This is a genomic window from Pseudocoprococcus catus (genome assembly GCF_019734885.1).
GTDB lineage: Bacteria > Bacillota > Clostridia > Lachnospirales > Lachnospiraceae > Coprococcus_A > Coprococcus_A catus.
Map to the genome: position 1 here is coordinate 66,004 of NZ_JAAXCM010000032.1, position 18,110 is coordinate 84,113.

Annotated in this window: 14 protein-coding genes and 1 pseudogene; 2 read left to right on the forward strand and 13 right to left on the reverse strand. The window is 44.5% G+C overall.

Annotated features, from left to right (window positions below):
- Positions 1–118 precede the first annotated feature (118 nt).
- From HED67_RS09090 to HED67_RS09110, 5 genes are all read right to left on the reverse strand, one after another.
- Complete coding sequence (locus HED67_RS09090; RefSeq protein WP_246612169.1) at positions 119–1,459, reverse strand: sensor histidine kinase; 1,341 nt, start codon at positions 1,457–1,459, stop codon at positions 119–121.
- 6 nt (positions 1,460–1,465) lie between these two features.
- Positions 1,466–2,149, reverse strand: a complete 684-nt coding sequence (locus HED67_RS09095; RefSeq protein ID WP_178439973.1) for a response regulator transcription factor — start codon at positions 2,147–2,149, stop codon at positions 1,466–1,468.
- 11 nt (positions 2,150–2,160) lie between these two features.
- The gene (locus HED67_RS09100; RefSeq protein ID WP_221718099.1) at positions 2,161–3,951 is read right to left on the reverse strand and encodes a Na/Pi cotransporter family protein; all 1,791 of its coding nucleotides are present in this window, start codon (positions 3,949–3,951) and stop codon (positions 2,161–2,163) included.
- Positions 3,952–4,209: 258 nt separating this feature from the next.
- Entirely contained in the window at positions 4,210–4,866 is a 657-nt protein-coding gene (locus HED67_RS09105) for a CatA-like O-acetyltransferase (protein WP_221718100.1), read from the reverse strand.
- Positions 4,867–4,880: 14 nt separating this feature from the next.
- Positions 4,881–5,861, reverse strand: coding sequence for an alpha/beta fold hydrolase (locus tag HED67_RS09110; protein WP_221718101.1), 981 nt, complete (start codon positions 5,859–5,861; stop codon positions 4,881–4,883).
- A 330-nt stretch (positions 5,862–6,191) separates the two neighbouring features.
- Here HED67_RS09110 and HED67_RS09115 point away from each other — a divergent pair, with 330 nt between their 5' ends.
- Positions 6,192–8,309 (forward strand): PTS transporter subunit IIABC, encoded by a 2,118-nt coding sequence (locus tag HED67_RS09115; RefSeq protein ID WP_221718102.1) that lies wholly within the window; start codon positions 6,192–6,194, stop codon positions 8,307–8,309.
- A gap of 75 nt (positions 8,310–8,384) precedes the next feature.
- On the opposite strand, the pseudogene larE reads toward HED67_RS09115, so the two are convergent.
- The 3 genes and pseudogenes from larE to HED67_RS09130 form a co-directional block, all read right to left on the reverse strand.
- Positions 8,385–8,795: pseudogene (gene larE / locus HED67_RS09120) on the reverse strand (ATP-dependent sacrificial sulfur transferase LarE); the annotation flags it as partial.
- A gap of 18 nt (positions 8,796–8,813) precedes the next feature.
- Positions 8,814–10,682, reverse strand: coding sequence for a heavy metal translocating P-type ATPase (locus tag HED67_RS09125; protein ID WP_221718103.1), 1,869 nt, complete (start codon positions 10,680–10,682; stop codon positions 8,814–8,816).
- 181 nt (positions 10,683–10,863) lie between these two features.
- Positions 10,864–11,082, reverse strand: coding sequence for a cation transporter (locus HED67_RS09130; protein ID WP_178440579.1), 219 nt, complete (start codon positions 11,080–11,082; stop codon positions 10,864–10,866).
- Between the two features lie 208 nt (positions 11,083–11,290).
- Between HED67_RS09130 and HED67_RS09135 the strand changes: the two genes are divergently transcribed.
- On the forward strand, positions 11,291–13,300 hold the full coding sequence (locus HED67_RS09135; RefSeq protein ID WP_221718104.1) for a bifunctional metallophosphatase/5'-nucleotidase: 2,010 nt from the start codon (positions 11,291–11,293) through the stop codon (positions 13,298–13,300).
- 61 nt (positions 13,301–13,361) lie between these two features.
- On the opposite strand, the gene HED67_RS09140 is transcribed toward HED67_RS09135, so the two are convergent.
- The 5 genes from HED67_RS09140 to HED67_RS09160 all read right to left on the reverse strand — a co-directional run bounded on the left by HED67_RS09140 (position 13,362) and on the right by HED67_RS09160 (position 17,981).
- A complete protein-coding gene (locus tag HED67_RS09140; RefSeq protein WP_221718105.1) occupies positions 13,362–13,895 on the reverse strand; it encodes an NUDIX hydrolase in 534 nt (177 codons plus the stop codon).
- Positions 13,896–14,130: 235 nt separating this feature from the next.
- The gene (locus HED67_RS09145) at positions 14,131–15,111 is read right to left on the reverse strand and encodes an ABC transporter ATP-binding protein (RefSeq protein ID WP_221718106.1); all 981 of its coding nucleotides are present in this window, start codon (positions 15,109–15,111) and stop codon (positions 14,131–14,133) included.
- The gene (locus HED67_RS09150; RefSeq protein WP_221718107.1) at positions 15,095–16,138 is read right to left on the reverse strand and encodes an ABC transporter ATP-binding protein; all 1,044 of its coding nucleotides are present in this window, start codon (positions 16,136–16,138) and stop codon (positions 15,095–15,097) included. The genes HED67_RS09145 and HED67_RS09150 overlap by 17 nt, the downstream gene beginning before the upstream one ends.
- 11 nt (positions 16,139–16,149) lie before the next feature.
- Positions 16,150–17,022: an ABC transporter permease gene (locus HED67_RS09155; protein ID WP_015514897.1), complete on the reverse strand. Its 873-nt coding sequence runs from the start codon at positions 17,020–17,022 to the stop codon at positions 16,150–16,152.
- 5 nt (positions 17,023–17,027) lie between these two features.
- Positions 17,028–17,981 carry an ABC transporter permease gene (locus tag HED67_RS09160; protein WP_117540547.1) on the reverse strand — a complete coding sequence of 318 codons (954 nt, stop codon included), beginning with the start codon at positions 17,979–17,981 and terminating at the stop codon, positions 17,028–17,030.
- Positions 17,982–18,110: the final 129 nt, after the last annotated feature.

Sequence of the window (18,110 nt, forward strand, 5' to 3'; positions counted from 1 at the left end):
TTCCATATCATACCATATTTTCTTTAAAATAATCTGACTTTTTTATAAACAAATGTGAATTCTAGTCCTTTTTAATGAAACTGGCTTGTTTTTCTATAAAACCAGAAAAGGCCGCATACTATGCAGCCTTATCAAAGTAAATCTTTATTTCTGTTCCTTTGCCGACCTCGCTGGTCAGCTCCATCCGTGCACCGTTTCTGGCCACGATATGCTTGACAATAGCAAGTCCCAACCCGGTTCCACCGGTGGACTTGGAACGGCTTTTATCTACACGATAGAAACGTTCAAAAATGCGTTCCTGATGCTCTTTGGAAATGCCAATACCGGTATCTTTGACCGACAGTACAATCTGATTGTCCACCGGCATGACAGAAATGGTCACGCTTCCGCCCTTATTATTATAACGAATGGCATTGTCACACAGATTATAAATAACTTCATCTGCCATTCCCTTTTCTGTCCGGATCTTGCATGGAACACCTTCCAATTTCAGTGTCACATCATGTTTCTGAGCACTTATCTCCAGCGTATCCATACAGTTCTCTGCAGCCTGATACAAGTCCACTGTCTCCAAAACCACATCCTGTGTTGTGGCATCCAGCTCCGAAAGTCGAATGGTATCATTGATCAGTGTCAGCAGACGATCCGCACTTTTATGAATTTCCCCGCCAAAACGGGCAATATCCTTTTCTGATACCATTCCATTCTCTATCAATTCAGAATAACCGGATATTGCAGCCAAGGGGGTCTTCAGTTCATGAGATACATTGGCTGTAAAGTCCTGACGCATACTGGCATTTTTCAGGATATCTTCATGCTGTCTTCGAATGGTGTCAATAAAAGGTTCCATTTCCTGATAAACGGAAATTTCATTGACATAATCCATGTTTTTGGCCATCTGCTCAATCGGTCTCAGAAGACTGTCTGTCAGTAAACGCCCAAGAAATGTACAGATGACAAACAGAATGATCACCATCACTGCAACGATCGGCAGCATTCCCTGCACGATACTGAGGACACTGCCTGTCTCTGTAGCCACACGCAGCACATTGCCGTCATTCATGCGCACAGCATAATAAAATGTAGATTTTGCCACTGTTTTAGATTGACGAACAGCCTGCCCTTCGCCTGTTTCAAATGCCGCCTTGATTTCCTCACGGTTGCTGTGGTTTTCCATGCCACCGATATCCGCATTGGTATCCAAAAGGACTTTGCCTTCTTTGTCGATAATCGTGACACGAAGGTTATCCAACTGATGCACTTCCTGAATCAGCGTTGCTTCATCATATGTATCCACACTGGTCAAAACATAGGCGTATGTTCTCACATCACTAAAAACCTGTGCTTTAAAACGCTGATAAAACAGTGCCGTCACAATGGTTGTTGTGACAAGAATGGCCAGAGCTGCAATCAAACAAAACTGCAGATATATTTTGTGCTTCATCTTTTTTCCGCGCATGGCCTTTTAATTCTCCTTATCCGACATAATATAGCCGACATTTCGAACCGTCTTGATCATAGAACCGGCCTCACCGAGTTTTTTACGTAAGGTCTTGATATGCATATCCAAAGTTCTGGATTCACCTTCGAAATCAATGCCCCAGATACGCTCCATGATTGTATCTCTTGCTGTTACAATTCCCGCATTGCTCATCAATAATTTTAAAAGTTCATACTCTTTATATGTAAGCTCACAAACCTGATCATTCACATAAACCGCATGTTTCTCATCATCCATAAACACGCTTCCCAGTGTCAAAAACTTCTTTTCTTCCACATAGGCACTTCTTCGAAGCAGCGCCTTGACCCTGGAAATCAGCTCCATGATACCAAAAGGCTTTGTGATATAGTCATCTGCGCCGACATCCAGTCCTTTGACCTTATCAATCTCTGATGTTTTGGCTGTCACAAGAATAATCGGCAGTTTCTTTGTCTCCGGCATGGACCGGAGCTTTCTCAGTACATCCAGTCCATCGGCATCCGGAAGCATAATATCAAGCAGAAGAAGACTCGGTACCCGCTCTGAAACTTTTTTGAAAAAGTCTCTGGCATTATCAAACCCTTCTGTCTGATATCCGCTGTTCTTCAGGGCATAAGCCTCTATTTCCTGAATATTCAGATCATCCTCAAGAATATATATTGTCGCCATCTTTATCCTCCTTATGACTGAGGCAATGCATAATCTGCCTTGTCTTTCTGATATGCTTCACGGAATGCTGCATCTTTATTTTCCTTCAAACCTTCCAGATATTCATGGACATCAAATACATTCTCATGGATCCTTAAAAGGTCAACCGCCAGGTTGGAACAATGGTCTGCCACTCTTTCATAATTGATCGTGATGTCTGACAAAACAAATCCCAGTTCCACAGAACATTCGCCGCTGCGAAGTCGTCTGACATGACGCTGCTTCAACTCATCATTCAGGTAGTCGATCACTTCCTCAAGCGGTTCCACCTGACGTGCCAGATGAATATCATCATTCTTAAATGCCTCAATAGACATATTCATAATATCTCTCACTGCTCTGGAATATACTTCCAGTTCCTGAGCACCTTTATCCGAAAATGTAAGCTGCTTCTCATTCATTTCCTGAGCTTTTTCCATAATATTCACCGCATGATCGGAAATTCGCTCTAAATCCCCGATGCAGTGCAGCAGCATAGACAGGCTCTTGCTGTCTTTTTCCGACAGATCCCGACTGCTGAGTCGAATCAGATACGTACCCAGACGGTCCTCATAATGATCAACTTTATTCTCCAGTTTCAGAACATTCTCTGCTTTTGTCTCATCATATTTCTGCAGAAGCTCCATGGCAATAAACAATGCCTGCCTAGAAAGCTCGGCCATATGAGATGTAACGGAATAACAATTCTCCATGGCAAAACCCGGTTTCTCAATAAAACGATCATCCAGCAGAAGCAGCATATCCTGTCCTTCCTCTTCAGGCTGTACAGACTGCTTCTCATCTTCATCAGATGTTCTGACAGTAAGAATTGCCAGTTTCTCAAGTCCTCTGTGGAAAGGCAGTAAAATAGCTGTTGCAAAAATATTAAACACACTGTGGATCACAGCAATACCTGCCGGATTTGCAATACTGTCAATAAAACTAAAATGCAGTACTGCATTCAGCACATAAAAGATGATCATAAAGATTGCTGTACCGATAATATTGAAATACAAATGGACAAATGCTGTACGCTTTGCATTCTTGGATGCACCGATACTGGACAACAGCGCTGTCACACATGTACCGATATTCTGTCCCATAATAATAGGGATAGCTGCACCATAGCTGACTGCCCCTGTCACACATAAGGACTGCAGAATACCGACCGACGCCGATGAACTCTGGATCACTGCCGTCAGAACAAGTCCTGCCAGCATACCCAGCAGCGGGTTCTTGAACATCAGCAGAATATTCGCAAATTCAGGCACATCCGCCAGTGGTTTCACCGCATCACTCATGGTTTCCATACCAAACATCAGCACGGTAAAACCAATCATAATGGTACCAATATCTTTTTTCTTCTCATTCTTGGAAAACATCAGAAATCCGACGCCGATTACGGCCAGAATCGGTGAAAAAGAGGACGGCTTCATCAATGTCAGAATAAAATTGTCCCCCTGAATACCTGTCAAACTCAAAAGCCATGATGTCACAGTTGTACCGATATTGGCACCCATAATAACACCCACAGCCTGAGACAGCTTCATAATACCGGAATTAACAAAGCCAACAACCATGACCGTTGTGGCTGAGGATGACTGAATAACTGCTGTTACACCGGCGCCTAACAGTACAGCCTTGAAAATATTGTCTGTCATCTTCTCCAGAATACGTTCCATACGTCCGCCGGACGCCTTTGACAGACCATTGCCCATAACTTCCATACCATACAGGAAGAGGGCAAGGCCGCCAATCATCGTTAAAATATCAAATACACTCATAAATTTCTCCTTTACGTTTCTTCATAACATCCATCTGTTCATGAATAGTTTCCCTATTCATTCCAGATTATACGATGACTATGTAAAGGATAAAGGCATTTCATGTAAAATCAATGTAAAATTTCATTTACATTCGGGTGTATTTTGGACTTTTTTAGCTTTATTTAGGTAAATTCTGTGTAAACCCATAATCTTGCCCGCATTTCCGCACAGCACCTGACAGATGAGGGACAATTCCCATCTGCCAGTTCTTCTCTATTATTTCTTCAGCCACTTCTTGCAATGACTGCACTGCTCCTGTATGTCATGGATCAGCATAGACGTATGATAACCATCCGCAGCGGCATGATTAACCATGATACTGAAAGGCAGCATCCATCGGTCATGTACTTTATGATAACGCCCGAACACAATGATCGGAAAATACATCTGCCGCGGTCCCGGTGTGTCATGTCCCACAGCTGTGAAAGAAACCCACGGTACACAGGATACCGGTGTAAAGGCATCCGGACGATCCGGCTTGGCTTTAATTCCCTTAATATCCTCGTACTGCTTCATATCCCTGCAGACATCTTTGTAAAATACAGCAAAATCCTCATTCCACTCTGTCCAGATATCCGAAAATGTCTCATCATCTTTGTGAAAAATCGTATAAGACGGATGGCATACATCATATACGCCCAGCTTACCATCTTCGTCCACAGCCATTCTGAAATTCTCATGATGGTTGATCTCATACATAATGGCATACATCATCGCCGGATAAAAATGAATCCCCTTTTTCCGGCAGCGTTTCCTCAACTTCGTCACATCCAACTCCACATTCATCTCATAACTGGTGCAAATCTGTTCGCTATAATATCGATAATGCTCCCGCCGCGGCCATTGTTCCATGTCTATACGTTCAAATGCCATTTCTGTTCCTCCTGTTAAACACCCAGCGCTTGAAGACGCCTCTCTATAAAGGAAAGTATGTCCATCTGTACCTGTTCATAATCAAGTTCATTGAGTATTTCATGTCTGTCGCCGGGATAAATCTTCATTTCGACAGTTTTCACGCCTGTTTCCCGGTATGTCCTGCAAATCTCCGGCACGTCCTTACCGAAATGTCCAACAGGATCTTCACTTCCTGCCACAAATAAAAGCGGCACTTCTTTCGGCAGTTTACCGATATGGGCCGGCTCCTGAATAAAACTCAGCACATCAAATAAAACTTTATAGCCGTTCAATGTAAACATAAAACCGCAATAAGGATCTGCAAGATACGTATCCACATTCGCTTCATTCCGGGACAGCCAGTCATACTCCGTCCTGACGGATGGATACTGTTTATTATATGAGCCAAATGCCATTTTCATCATCAGCTGACTTCGGTGATGTTCACCTCTGACAATACTCAGACTGTTGGCCGTTGTCTTTGCCGCACTCAGCAGTGCCGGAGGCTGTGAGCCGGTACCCATCAATATCGCGCCATCCAACTGCCTGCCATAAGTCATCAGGTATCGCCTTGCCATAAAAGAGCCCATACTGTGCCCTAAAAGGAAATACGGCAATCTCGGATACTGTGCCCGAATCGATGTCGTTACCTTATATAAATCATCCACCACCGTCTCCGAACCATTCACCCCAGGAAAATATCCCAGCTCATCTTCATCTCTGGCAGTCTCCCCATGTCCCAGATGATCATTGCCAATCACCATGATGCCATGCTGCGCCAGAAAAGTAGCCAGCCTGTCATATCGGTCCACATATTCACACATACCATGGGAGATTTGGACAATCGCCCTGATCTCATCCAACGGATGCCACGAAATCACATGAAGCTTATTCACCCCATTCGTTGAATTCAAATAAAACTCTTCCTTTTCTACCATACCTGCGCCCCCAGTTCGTTTCTCATCATACATCATCAATTCACATCCCGACTCCACCCTTCCCCACTTGAAGCCGATTATTTTATAACATCTATTATACCCGAATATCGCATAAAACACCAGAAATACACACAAACTGCCAACAACTTTTTATCCCTATTATCCAAATGTGTGTTATCATAAATATAGAAAAAATAATTTATCAAATATAACATCTACATTATCGCTATCACTCACGGATGTTTTTACATAAACTATTTTTACAAACAATACCTCTGACATTCACAGACAGGTGGGATAGAACATTCTGTCTATTCCCTTGGATTAAGCTGAATATTCAATCCCACCGTCCCGAAAGGATTTTTTATGAAAAAACACATCTTCAGTCTTTTGCAGCGTATCGGTCAGTCTTTTATGCTGCCCATCGCTCTTCTGCCTATCGCCGGTATTTTTCTCGGCATCGGCAGTTCTCTGACAAATACAAACATGCTGGCCGCCTATCACCTGAAAGGGCTCATGGGGCCCGGAACAGCTCCTTACATCCTATTTTCACTGCTTAACAGTGCCGGATCCATCATTTTTGACAATCTGCCGATTCTTTTTGCTGTCGGTGTTGCTATCGGTATGGCCCGGACCGAAAAAGCCACAGCCGCACTTTCAAGTATTGTTGCTTTCTTTGTTATGCACAGTACCATCGGAAGTCTGATAACTTATACGGGCCGAAGCCATTCTTTTCTCACCGGTGCAACCACCGAAATTGTTGGCATTACGTCCCTGCAGATGGGTGTTTTCGGCGGCATCATTGTCGGGCTTGGCGTTGCCGCATTGCATAACCGTTTTTACAAAATTGAACTGCCCAGGGTTTTTTCGTTTTTTGGCGGAACACATTTTATCCCGATCATCAGCGCAATCACTTATGTCGGCATCGGTATTCTTATGTTCTATATCTGGCCGCCGATCCAGATTCTGATCAACGATGCAGGCAAACTGGTGCTGATGTCCGGATACGGCGGCACTTTTGTCTACGGGCTTCTGGAACGCGCCCTGATTCCTTTTGGGCTCCACCATGTTTTCTATATGCCTTTCTGGCAAACCGCTGTCGGCGGTCGTGAACTTGTAAACGGCCAGCTCATTGAAGGTGCCCAGAATATCTTTTTTGCAGAACTTGCCAGCCCTGATACTTCACATTTCAGTGTCGCAGCCACACGTTTTATGAGCGGTAAATTTCCGTTGATGATGTTCGGTCTTCCCGGCGCTGCCCTGGCTATGTATACCTGTGCCCGCCCTGAAAATAAAAAAGCTGTAGGAAGCCTTTTGCTGTCCGCAGCCATCTCCTCCGCTGTCACTGGAATTACAGAGCCCCTGGAATTTGCCTTTTTATTCGTCGCTCCGCCGCTATATGTCATTCACTGTGCATTTGCCGGCCTCTCCTATATGCTCATGCATATGCTGAATGTTGGTATCGGCATGACATTTTCCGGCGGTTTCCTGGATTTCTTCCTGTTCGGCATTCTCCAGGGCAATACCAAAACCAGCTGGCTGCATGTCATTCCTGTAGGTATCCTTTATTTCATTGTCTATTTTACCATTTTCCGGGTAATGATTTTGAAATTTAACTATCAGACACCGGGACATGAAAAGGACAATGCCGCCCCTGTCAATAACGCTGACAACAAAAATCAACAGATTCTTGACGGTCTGGGCGGTCTTGAGAACATTTCCGATTTAAGCTGCTGTGCGACGCGCCTGCGTGTCACTTTACATCGGCCCTCAAAGCTCAACAAAGAAAAGCTTCTCGCCACAGGCGCTGCTGCTGTTGTGGCCAATGGTGACGGCGTCCAGGTTGTCTACGGCCCGGAAGTCACGGTTATCCATGCCCGTCTGCAGGATTATATCACTCAGATCATTCCTGCTTCATCATCGACAACGGATAATTCCGCCGCAGTTCCAACAACTTCAGCAGAAATCTCAAATCCTGCTGTTTCCGCAGAGGCAAAGGATTCTGACAATTTATCAGTTGCCGACACCATCATTGATATTGTCTATGCTCCTTGCAACGGTACGGTAATAACCCTTAAAGAAGTGGCTGACGGCGTTTTCTCTGAAGGCTATATCGGCGATGGATTCGCCATCGAACCTGTTGACGGCAGTTTCTATGCACCATTTGACTGCACGGTTGCCATGGTTTTTGACACACATCATGCCATCGCACTGCACACTGCCAATGGCACAGAGCTGATCCTTCATGTCGGTTTGGATACCGTCAAATTAAACGGCCAGCATCTGGAAGTATTCGTCCAAGAAGGCCAGAAAATCCAAAAAGGGGATCTGATCCTGCGAGCTGACCTGGAAGGTATTCAATCAGCCGGTTGCAGAACCGTCACCCCTGTTGTCATCACCGGTGCCGGCGGCGCTGAATCCGTCGAACTTCTTAAAACAGGACCGGTTCACATCGGAGACGCTGTTCTTAAAGTCCATTATTAATGTTCATCCGGATCGCAAATTCTATCTGTGTACCTTGACTAAAAAACGGAGCTGCAATGCAGCCCCGTTTTTCGTCTAATGAAGTGTTTCGTTCATACTGCCTGTGCGGTAACCGCCCAGATCCAGTGTTACATATGTAAAACCAAGTTCTTTGAAATAGTTGTAAACTTTTTCACGGATCCCCTCAGCCAACAGTTTTTCAAACTCTGACGGCAGAATTTCGATTCTTGCCATTTTGTCATGGATTCTTACACGCACTTGATAGAATCCCAGATCAAGCAGGAGCTGTTCAGCTTTCTCCACCATACCAAGCTTTTCTTCATTAATGGTTTCTCCATAAACAAAACGCGAAGACAGGCAGGCAAAGGACTGCTTATTCCATGTGGAAAGTCCCAATTCCTTTGATAACTCACGAATCTCCTGTTTGTTCAGTTCTGCTGCACGAAGGGGACTGCTGACCCCCAGCTCTTTGACAGCCACAAGTCCCGCTGCAAGACAGATTGCTTACAAATTCTTCACATACAATGTACGAATCGCATTCAGCACGGCAATAACCATCACACCTACATCCGCAAAAATCGCAACCCACATATTGGCAATGCCCAGGGCACCGAGAATCAGACAAATGACTTTAACACCGATGGCAAAATAAATATTCTCATAAACAATTCTCAGACACTTGCGGGCAATTCTGATGGCCTTGGCAATCTTCAGTGGATCATCATCCATCAAAACAATATCCGCTGCTTCAATGGCTGCATCAGATCCCATAGCACCCATCGCAATACCGATATCTGCTCTTGAAAGTACCGGCGCATCATTAATACCGTCACCCACAAAAGCCAGTTTCTCTTTCTCATTCTTCTGTGACAGCAGTTTTTCTACCATAGCAACCTTATCACCCGGGAGTAATTCACTGTATACTTCATCAATCCCCAGATCCGCCGCCACTTTGTCCGCGACACGTTTGGCATCTCCTGTCAGCATAACGGTCTTCCTGATGCCAGCCGCTTTCAAGGCTCTGATGGCCTCTTCTGCATGCGGTTTCAGCAAATCAGCGATCAGAATATGACCGACATATTCCCCGTCTACTGCCAGATGGACAATTGTACCGACACTGTGACACTCCTGATAAGGAATTCCTTTCATCTCCATCAACTTGGCATTGCCGGCAGCAACGGTTCTGCCGTCTACCTTTGCGATGACACCTTTACCGCTGACTTCCTGCACATCCGTTACTCTGCTCTGATCAATGGCCTTGCCATACGCTTTCTGAAGGCTGCGGCTGATCGGATGGGATGAAAAACTCTCTGCCAATGCGGCATACTCAAGGATTTCATCCATCGGCAATGTATTGTGATGCACACCTGTTACTTCAAATACACCTTGTGTCATTGTACCTGTCTTGTCAAATACGACATATTTCGTTCCGGCCAGTGTCTCCAGATAATTAGAACCCTTTACAAGGACACCTGCGTTGCTGGCTCCGCCGATACCGGCGAAAAAGCTAAGAGGAATGCTGATAACAAGGGCACATGGGCAGCTGATGACAAGGAATGTCAACGCTCGCATGATCCAGTCTCCCCATTCCGGCGAGAGACCCATAAATATCATCCTCACAACCGGCGGAAGCACTGCCAATGCTAATGCGCCATAACATACAGCCGGTGTGTAATACTTGGCAAACTTGGAAATAAAGTTCTCTGAACGGGACTTTCTGGAGCTGGCATTCTCTACCATATCCAGAATCTTGGAAACCGTAGACTCACCAAATTCCTTTGTTGTCTTAATTCTGAGAACACCCGTCATATTGATGCAACCGCTGATCACTTCATCACCTTCCGATGCATCTCTCGGCACACTCTCTCCTGTTAGTGCGCTTGTATTCAATGTGGTAGTTCCCTCAATGATCACGCCGTCAATAGGCACTTTCTCACCCGGCTTGACAACGATGATACTGCCAATCTCAACTTCATCCGGGTCTACTTCCTCAATCTCACCGTCACGCTCGATATTCGCATAATCCGGACGAATATCCATCAAATCACTGATATTCCTTCTGCTCTTGCCCACAGCATAGCTCTGGAACAGCTCGCCAATCTGGTAAAACAGCATAACAGCAACACCTTCACGATAATCACCAAGGGCAATCGCGCCTACGGTTGCTACCGCCATAAGAAAATTCTCGTCAAACACCTGATGATTCTTAATACCCTTGCCGGCCTTGATCAGAATATCATATCCAATGACAAGATACGGAATCATAAATAAAACAAACGCCGTATAGCCCTCAACCGGAAGAAAAGAAAAAGCAATCATCAAAACAGCTGCTATAATAATTCTTGTCAAAACCTTTTTCTGCTTCTTATTCATACATCTCACACTCCTTCAGCCTCCATATCAATGGTCCAAAATTCCATATCTATGACAGGATACCAGGGTCAGACGCATCCAATCCTGGTATCGTAAAACTTAATTTAACTCAATTGACTACGTTCAACCTGACAATGTACAACAGATGGGCAATCAATACCCATCTGTCATTCACTATCTCTTAAAGGAAAATTTCACAATCGTCTTCAACCTTCTTGCAATTCTTCAGCACTTCCTGCATTACTTCCTTCGGAGCAGCCCCTTCTTCAAATTCAACGTTCATCTTCAAAGTCATAAAGTTCACAACAGCATTCTTCACACCGGCTGTCTTGTTGGCAGCTTCTTCCATCTTGTTGGCACAATTTGCACAATCTACATCAATCTTATAAGTCTTCTTCATGATAAACTCTCCTTCTTAAAGTTAAAGTCTATGTCGTTTATTGTTTTTGGTTATTCATATGCTCATTTATTCATATGTTAATTTAAGTATATCATACATCCACCTGATGTCAATAGAATCTACTTTTTTTTCGAAACTTTTACTCCTTTTGGTTTTTCTATAGTCTTAATCCATATCCAATGATATAATGTACAAAAGGAGGCTTTTTATGAATCGAATAAAACAAAGACTACTAACTTTTATGATTAGCGCTGCACTGGTTATTGGTATATTTCCAGCCATTCCAGCCATAGCTGACACAGATGACAGCACTTCATCAGGAGAAAGCGTCTATGTTCTTTATACCAATGATATTCATTGCGAAGTCAGCGGCTACCCTGCCCTTGCGGCCTACCGTGCACAATTGCTTGAAAACGGAGAAAATGTTGTAACGGTCGATGCCGGAGATGCCATTCAAGGTGAAGCCATCGGTGCTCAGACAAAGGGCTCTGCCATTATTGATATCATGAACACTGTCGGTTATGATTATGCAATTCCTGGCAATCACGAATTTGACTATTCATTATCCACTTTTCTGGATTTGACCAAAAACGCTGATTTTACTTATCTTTCAGCCAATTTTGTTGATCTTCAGACCGGCAGTACCGTCTTCACACCATATGCTGTCAAAGATTTCGACGGCAAAAAAGCTGCTTTTATCGGTATATGCACGCCAGAAACTTACACTAAGTCAACACCGGTTTATTTCCAGGATGAGAACGGAAACTATCTTTACAGTTTTTCTGAAAATACATTTTATGAAACAATACAGAATACGATTGATCAGGCCCGGGAAGATGGTGCGGATATCGTTATAGCTGTAGGTCATCTCGGTATCAATGGAACAGCAAGCGGTTGGAAATCCACAGATGTTATCGCCAATACGACAGGTATTGATGTCTTCATCGATGGACATTCTCACGAAACCATTGCCAACAACATTTACCAGAACAAAGATGGCGAAGATGTCCCACTGACATCTACAGGCACCAAATTTGATAATTTCGGCATTATGAAAATCCAAATGGATGCATCGGATGCATCCAATGATATTTCTATTACGGCTCAGCTGCTTCATCCATCAGAAGTCACTTACGACAGTTCCGAAGCTGCTTCTGAAGCTTATCATTCTGTTCAGAACAAAATTGATCATTACAACCAGGAGCTCTCTTATCTCTATGAAGTATTGGGAACTGCTGAAACAGAATTGACAATTAATAATGCCGAGGGTGTTCGGCGCATCCGCAGTGGCGAAACCAATCTTGGCGACTTTGTTGCAGATGCTTACCGCTCCATCTGTCAGGCAGATATTGCACTTGTCAACGGCGGCGGCATCCGTGCCTCTGTCAGTGCGGGCGATGTCACACGAAAATCACTGATGGATGTAAACCCCTGGAGCAACGCAATGTGCGTTATTGAAGCATCAGGTCAGCAGATCCTTGATGCTTTAGAGCATGGTGCTCGAAACCTTCCTGAAGAAAACGGCGGCTTTCTCCAGGTTTCAGGTCTCACCTACGATATTGACACATGGAAAGAAAGCCCGGTTATCATGGATGAACAGGGCACGTTCCAGAGTATAGACCCGGCAAAGGAACGCCGCATAACGAATGTCAAAGTTAACGGCCAGGCATTGGAGCCTGATAAAATGTACACTGTCTGCGGCAGTGTCTATACACTGCAGAATTCCGGTGATGGATTTACAATGTTTAAAAATGACAAAGTTGTTGCTCAGGATAATCTGCCAACTGACGCTACCATGCTGATTTCTTATTTTACAGATGTCTTAAATGGCAGAATCACCGCCGGACAATATGGCAATATCGCCGGTGAAGGCAGAATTATCATCCACACGGATGCTTCCCAGCACCCTGAGGATGATAAGAAAGAGGATTCCGGCAAAGAAACCGAAGTACCGGAAACACAAAAGCCAGAGTCTGAGACAACACCCGAAACTGAATCGGAATCCGAGACAAAGGAAACTGAAAAGGTCACACCTTCAGACCAAAACAATAAAAAACCAACTCCAACAACATCAAAGAAAACGGCCTCCTCAGCGAAAACAGCTAAGAAAGCCGTTAAGACAGGCGATTCAACACCAGTTGAACCATTGGCCGTTACAGCCCTTGCCTCTGTAGCTGTTATCATTATCATCACGGCTAAAAAGAAAAAGCGACTGTAACATCATCATTTAAAAACAAAGACTCTGAAGTGCAATACTAACTGCTCTTCAGAGTCTCTTTTTATATGCTTTTATATGTCTCCAGAAATTCCTGATACATATTTTGTCCCACATAGTTTTGTCTGTGGTAAACACCATTCAATGCATAGGAGACCAGTTCGTCCCCTACATATTCCAGACGCAGAGAGAAGAACGGTGCATCATGCTGCATAAGCCAGAAGAAAATCTTATCTCCCTCCCAGACTTTCAGGTTAAATACCTCTTTCTTTTCCAACCACTCCAGGTTTCCCTCATTACACTCAATCATCTCACCTTCCCATCCATCTGCTGTATAGAGGTGCATAAATTCTGTCTCATAACGATCCGTCACAAAGGTAATAATACCCCTGAACTTCCATGACGTCAATGTAAGTCCAGTTTCTTCACAAACTTCCCGAAGCAAACAATCCTCAGGACTTTCCTTGTCTTCAAATTTGCCACCCACGCCAATCCATTTATCTTTATTAATATCATGCTCTTTTTTGACACGATGCAGCATCAGATATTGATTGCCTTTTTCCATATAACATAATGTTGTTAAAAGCATTCGTTTCATATCTCTCTATCCATTCCTTTCGATCATTCACTTCATTTGTTTTGTCCATTCACAGCTGTCATTTATCAGATTTATCATACACCATTTAACCAAAAAAGTGTACTTTCAAACGAAAGAAAAACATTTCTCTTCATTAATGAAAGTACACTTTTATCTTCATTTTAAAACACACTCAGATTCCATATATGTAAGTAAACACCATGGAATTCACTACATGCGTTCTATGAATACAGCATTATCGAATATGGCAGGCCACAAAATGCCCCGGCGTCCGCTCGACCAGCGGCGGTTCCATCTGACTGCACTCCGGTTTGGCATACGGACATCTTGTATGGAAACGACACCCGCCTGGGACATCCATCGGACTTGGAAGATCGCCTTTGATAATCTTGCGCTTAGAACTTCTTGCAAGCTTCGGGTCTGCTACAGGAATGGCTGAAAGCAGCGCTTCCGTATATGGATGAAACGGACGGTCATATAATTCATCACTCTCGGCGATCTCTACGACCTTTCCCAGATACATAACCCCGATACGTGTAGAAATATGTCGAACCATTGATAAATCATGGGCTACAAACAGATAAGTCAGTCCCAGTTCTTCCTGAAGATCTTCCAGCATATTGACAACCTGTGCCTGAATAGACACATCCAGCGCTGAAATCGGTTCATCACAAAGCAAAAACTCCGGTTTCACTGCCAAAGCACGGGCTATACCGATTCTCTGTCGCTGACCGCCGGAAAATTCATAGGCATACTTGTACATATCATCCGCTTTCATGCCTACCTTCTTCAGCAGCTCAACAATCTGTTCATCAATATCGCTCTTGGATGCATTCGTATAAAGGGACATAGGTTCACGGATAATTTCTTCCACATTATGATGTGGATCCAGGGCTGAATACGGATCCTGGAAAATAATCTGCATGCGCTTATGATAAGGCTGCAGTTTGGCGCCTTCAAGCTTTGTGATATCTTCGCCGTCAAAGATAATCTGTCCACCTGTCGGCTCATACATACGGATCAGTGTTCTGCCCAGAGTGGATTTTCCGCAGCCGGACTCGCCCACAAGACCGAATGTCTCACCTTTTCTAATCTGGAATGTAATGCCGTCTACTGCCTTGACTGCCTGCTTCTTACGGCCGAAGAAATCCTTAATCGGGAAATGCTTCTGCAGGTCTTTTGTCTCCAACAGGATCTGATTATTCTGTTCTGCCATCAGCTTTTCCCTCCTTATCCATTGCATTTAACTCTTCTTCCGTAAATACGCACATGGCACGCTGCGTCTTTGTATACTGGCGATAAGCCGGAATCGCTGCTTCACATTTCTCACAGGCATATTTACAGCGTTCCGCAAACGGGCATCCCGCCGGCGGATTGGTCAATGACGGAGCCATACCCGGAATTGCTTCCAATCGTTCTTTCACACCGGTTGTCGGCTGCGGAATCGCATGAAGCAGTGCTCTCGTATACGGATGCTTCGGTGCATAGAAAATCTCGTCCGTCAATCCTTCTTCCATGATCAGACCGCCATACATAACGGAAATACGGTTGCTGAGGCTGGCCACCACACCCAGGTCATGGGTAATGAGCACAACGCTCATCTTTTCTTCATCTCTTAACTGTTTTAATAATTCAAGTATCTGTGCCTGAATGGTCACATCCAGCGCCGTTGTCGGCTCATCGGCAATGAGCAGCTTCGGTTTGCAGCACAATGCCATGGCAATCAGTACACGCTGACGCATGCCCCCTGAAAATTCATGGGGATACTGATCCAGACGCTTCTCAGGGGAAGGAATGCCGACTTTGCGGAGGGCCTCAATAGCTTCCTCGCGTGCCTGTTTCTTGTTCAGCTTGCGGTAACGCATCAGCACTTCTGTCAGATGAGCACCGATCTTCTTCAGCGGGTTAAGGGCTGTCATCGGATCCTGGAAAATCATGGCAAATTCTTTGCCTCGCATTTTTCTTCGCTGGTCTGCAGAAAGCTCCAGCAGATTACGCCCCATATAAACCAGACTGTCTGCTGTTGTCTGAGCATTCTCCGGAAGCAGTCCCATAATGGATTTCATCAGGACACTCTTGCCGCTGCCGGATTCTCCTACCACAGCCAGAATATCTCCGTCATCCACATGGATACTGGCTCCGCGCACAGCTTCAACCTTTGTCTTGTGGATCATAAAGGTGGTCTTCAGATTATCCACGGTCAGAAGACGCTCACCTGCCTGTGTCATCTTATTCTCGTCCATCCTCAAACCTCCTAATCTTTCTCACCGGACATTACTCGCGGTTCCACAAAAATACGGAGGAGATTGCCCAGCTTATTAAATGCAAAAATTGTCAGCACAATCAAAAGGCCCGGCAGAATCGCCATATAAATCGCATTCTGCATATAACTCTGGGCATTCTGAAGAAGACTTCCCCAGGAAGACATCGGCTGCTGAATACCAAGGCCCAGGAAACTCAAGGAAGACTCTGTCATGATCGCATTGGCAATGCCTGTAGATGCCGCAATAATAATTGTCGGAAGCACGGAAGGAATAATATGCTTCAGAATAATCACATATCCCGGAATACCGACGAATTTGGCATACATCACATATTCACGCTCTTTCAGCGACAGTGTCTCCGCTCGCACCAGACGGGCGATTTCCATCCACGTAAAGAAGCCGATAACAATGATAATGGATTTGAGACCACGCTTCAGGAAAAGGCTAATCACAGTAACAAGTACCATCCATGGAATGGATGACATGATATCCACGATACGCATCAGGATACTGTCAATCCATCCGCCGCAATAACCGGAAACCGTACCCACTAATACACCGACACAGACACAGGTTATCATAGCAAGAAAACCTACTAACAATGATACACGACCGCCATAGATTACTCGTGACAAATAGTCACGGCCGATATCATCGGTACCAAACCAATGCTCCGGTGAAGGCGGCTGAAACATATTGCGCACATCGGTGGTATTCGGGTCCAAGGGCAGGATTGGTGCCAGAAGTGCCAGCGCGATAATAATCACAAGGAATACAAGGGAGGCAATTGCCAGCTTATCATGCTTTAATGCACTTAAAACATTTTCAATTCTTCTTTTCTGATCACTTTTATTCTTCGCCATCACTATCACCCCAAATCCTTAATTCTCGGGTCCGTCAAACAATACAGGATATCTGACAGCAGGTTGCCCAGGATAACCAATGTTGAAGACAACACAAGAATGACCATAACGATCGGATAATCCATACCCTGAATCGCTTTTACGAAATACGGACCAACACCCGGCCATCCGAAAATTGTCTCTGTAATGATTGCACCTGTTACAAGCATCGGCAATGCCATGCCGAGTTTTGTAATGATCGGCAGAAGAACATTCTTGCAGACATGCTTAAACATAATCTCTGCCTTTGACGCACCAAAAGCCTGCTGTACCATGACATAATCTTCAGAATACTGCGTAATCGTTGAGGAACGCACATAACGTGTCGCATCCGGCAGAAAGCTTAAGAAAAGCGCAATAAACGGCATCAGAAAATGTCTCAGATAATCAATCATGGAATTCTCCTGTCCAATGGTATGCATACCCACGATAGGAAGCACATTCAACTTGTAACCCAGGAAATATATTAAAAGCATCGATACCCAGAAAGTAGGCAGTGCGATACCAATGGCGCAGATACCGTCAATGAGTTTGTCTACCCATTTATTCTTATGAGAACCGGCGATCAGCCCCAGCACAATTGCCAGTGCATAGGCCAGCAGATAAGCCGGAAGGATCAATTTGATCGTATTCGGAATACGGATTGCGAGATCCGCTGAAATGCTCTGATGGGTAACGATGGAATAACCGAAATTGCCGTTGATCAGGCCATCGAGCCATCGGATATACTGAATATATACCGGCTGGTCATATCCATATTTTGCCTTGATCAATGCGACCGTCTCCGGTGACATATTCGGCGTCGTCATTGCGTCGATCGCATCATAAGGTGCCAGATTCATCAAAGCAAAACATATAACCGTAATGATCAGAACCATAGGAATGGCTGCCAGTATTCTTTTAATGATGTACTTTGCCATATCATTTTACTCCTTGTCGTAAATATACGAAATTTACTTTGCTATATAATAAGCGGCTGCAAAATTCAGTCCTGCAGCCGCCCAATATGCGCTTCACGCCAATCAATTCAAAGCAGACATAAAGGATCC

Excerpts from the sequence above, each read along its gene's own strand:
- HED67_RS09090 (WP_246612169.1), bottom strand. The coding sequence starts at position 1,459 with ATGCGCGGAAAAAAGATGAAGCACAAAATATATCTGCAGTTTTGTTTG.
- HED67_RS09095 (WP_178439973.1), bottom strand. The coding sequence starts at position 2,149 with ATGGCGACAATATATATTCTTGAGGATGATCTGAATATTCAGGAAATA.
- HED67_RS09100 (WP_221718099.1), bottom strand. The coding sequence starts at position 3,951 with ATGAGTGTATTTGATATTTTAACGATGATTGGCGGCCTTGCCCTCTTC.
- HED67_RS09105 (WP_221718100.1), bottom strand. The coding sequence starts at position 4,866 with ATGGCATTTGAACGTATAGACATGGAACAATGGCCGCGGCGGGAGCAT.
- HED67_RS09110 (WP_221718101.1), bottom strand. The coding sequence starts at position 5,861 with ATGATGTATGATGAGAAACGAACTGGGGGCGCAGGTATGGTAGAAAAG.
- HED67_RS09115 (WP_221718102.1), top strand. The coding sequence starts at position 6,192 with ATGAAAAAACACATCTTCAGTCTTTTGCAGCGTATCGGTCAGTCTTTT.
- HED67_RS09125 (WP_221718103.1), bottom strand. The coding sequence starts at position 10,682 with ATGAATAAGAAGCAGAAAAAGGTTTTGACAAGAATTATTATAGCAGCT.
- HED67_RS09130 (WP_178440579.1), bottom strand. The coding sequence starts at position 11,082 with ATGAAGAAGACTTATAAGATTGATGTAGATTGTGCAAATTGTGCCAAC.
- HED67_RS09135 (WP_221718104.1), top strand. The coding sequence starts at position 11,291 with ATGAATCGAATAAAACAAAGACTACTAACTTTTATGATTAGCGCTGCA.
- HED67_RS09140 (WP_221718105.1), bottom strand. The coding sequence starts at position 13,895 with ATGAAACGAATGCTTTTAACAACATTATGTTATATGGAAAAAGGCAAT.
- HED67_RS09145 (WP_221718106.1), bottom strand. The coding sequence starts at position 15,111 with ATGGCAGAACAGAATAATCAGATCCTGTTGGAGACAAAAGACCTGCAG.
- HED67_RS09150 (WP_221718107.1), bottom strand. The coding sequence starts at position 16,138 with ATGGACGAGAATAAGATGACACAGGCAGGTGAGCGTCTTCTGACCGTG.
- HED67_RS09155 (WP_015514897.1), bottom strand. The coding sequence starts at position 17,022 with ATGGCGAAGAATAAAAGTGATCAGAAAAGAAGAATTGAAAATGTTTTA.
- HED67_RS09160 (WP_117540547.1), bottom strand. The coding sequence starts at position 17,981 with ATGGCAAAGTACATCATTAAAAGAATACTGGCAGCCATTCCTATGGTT.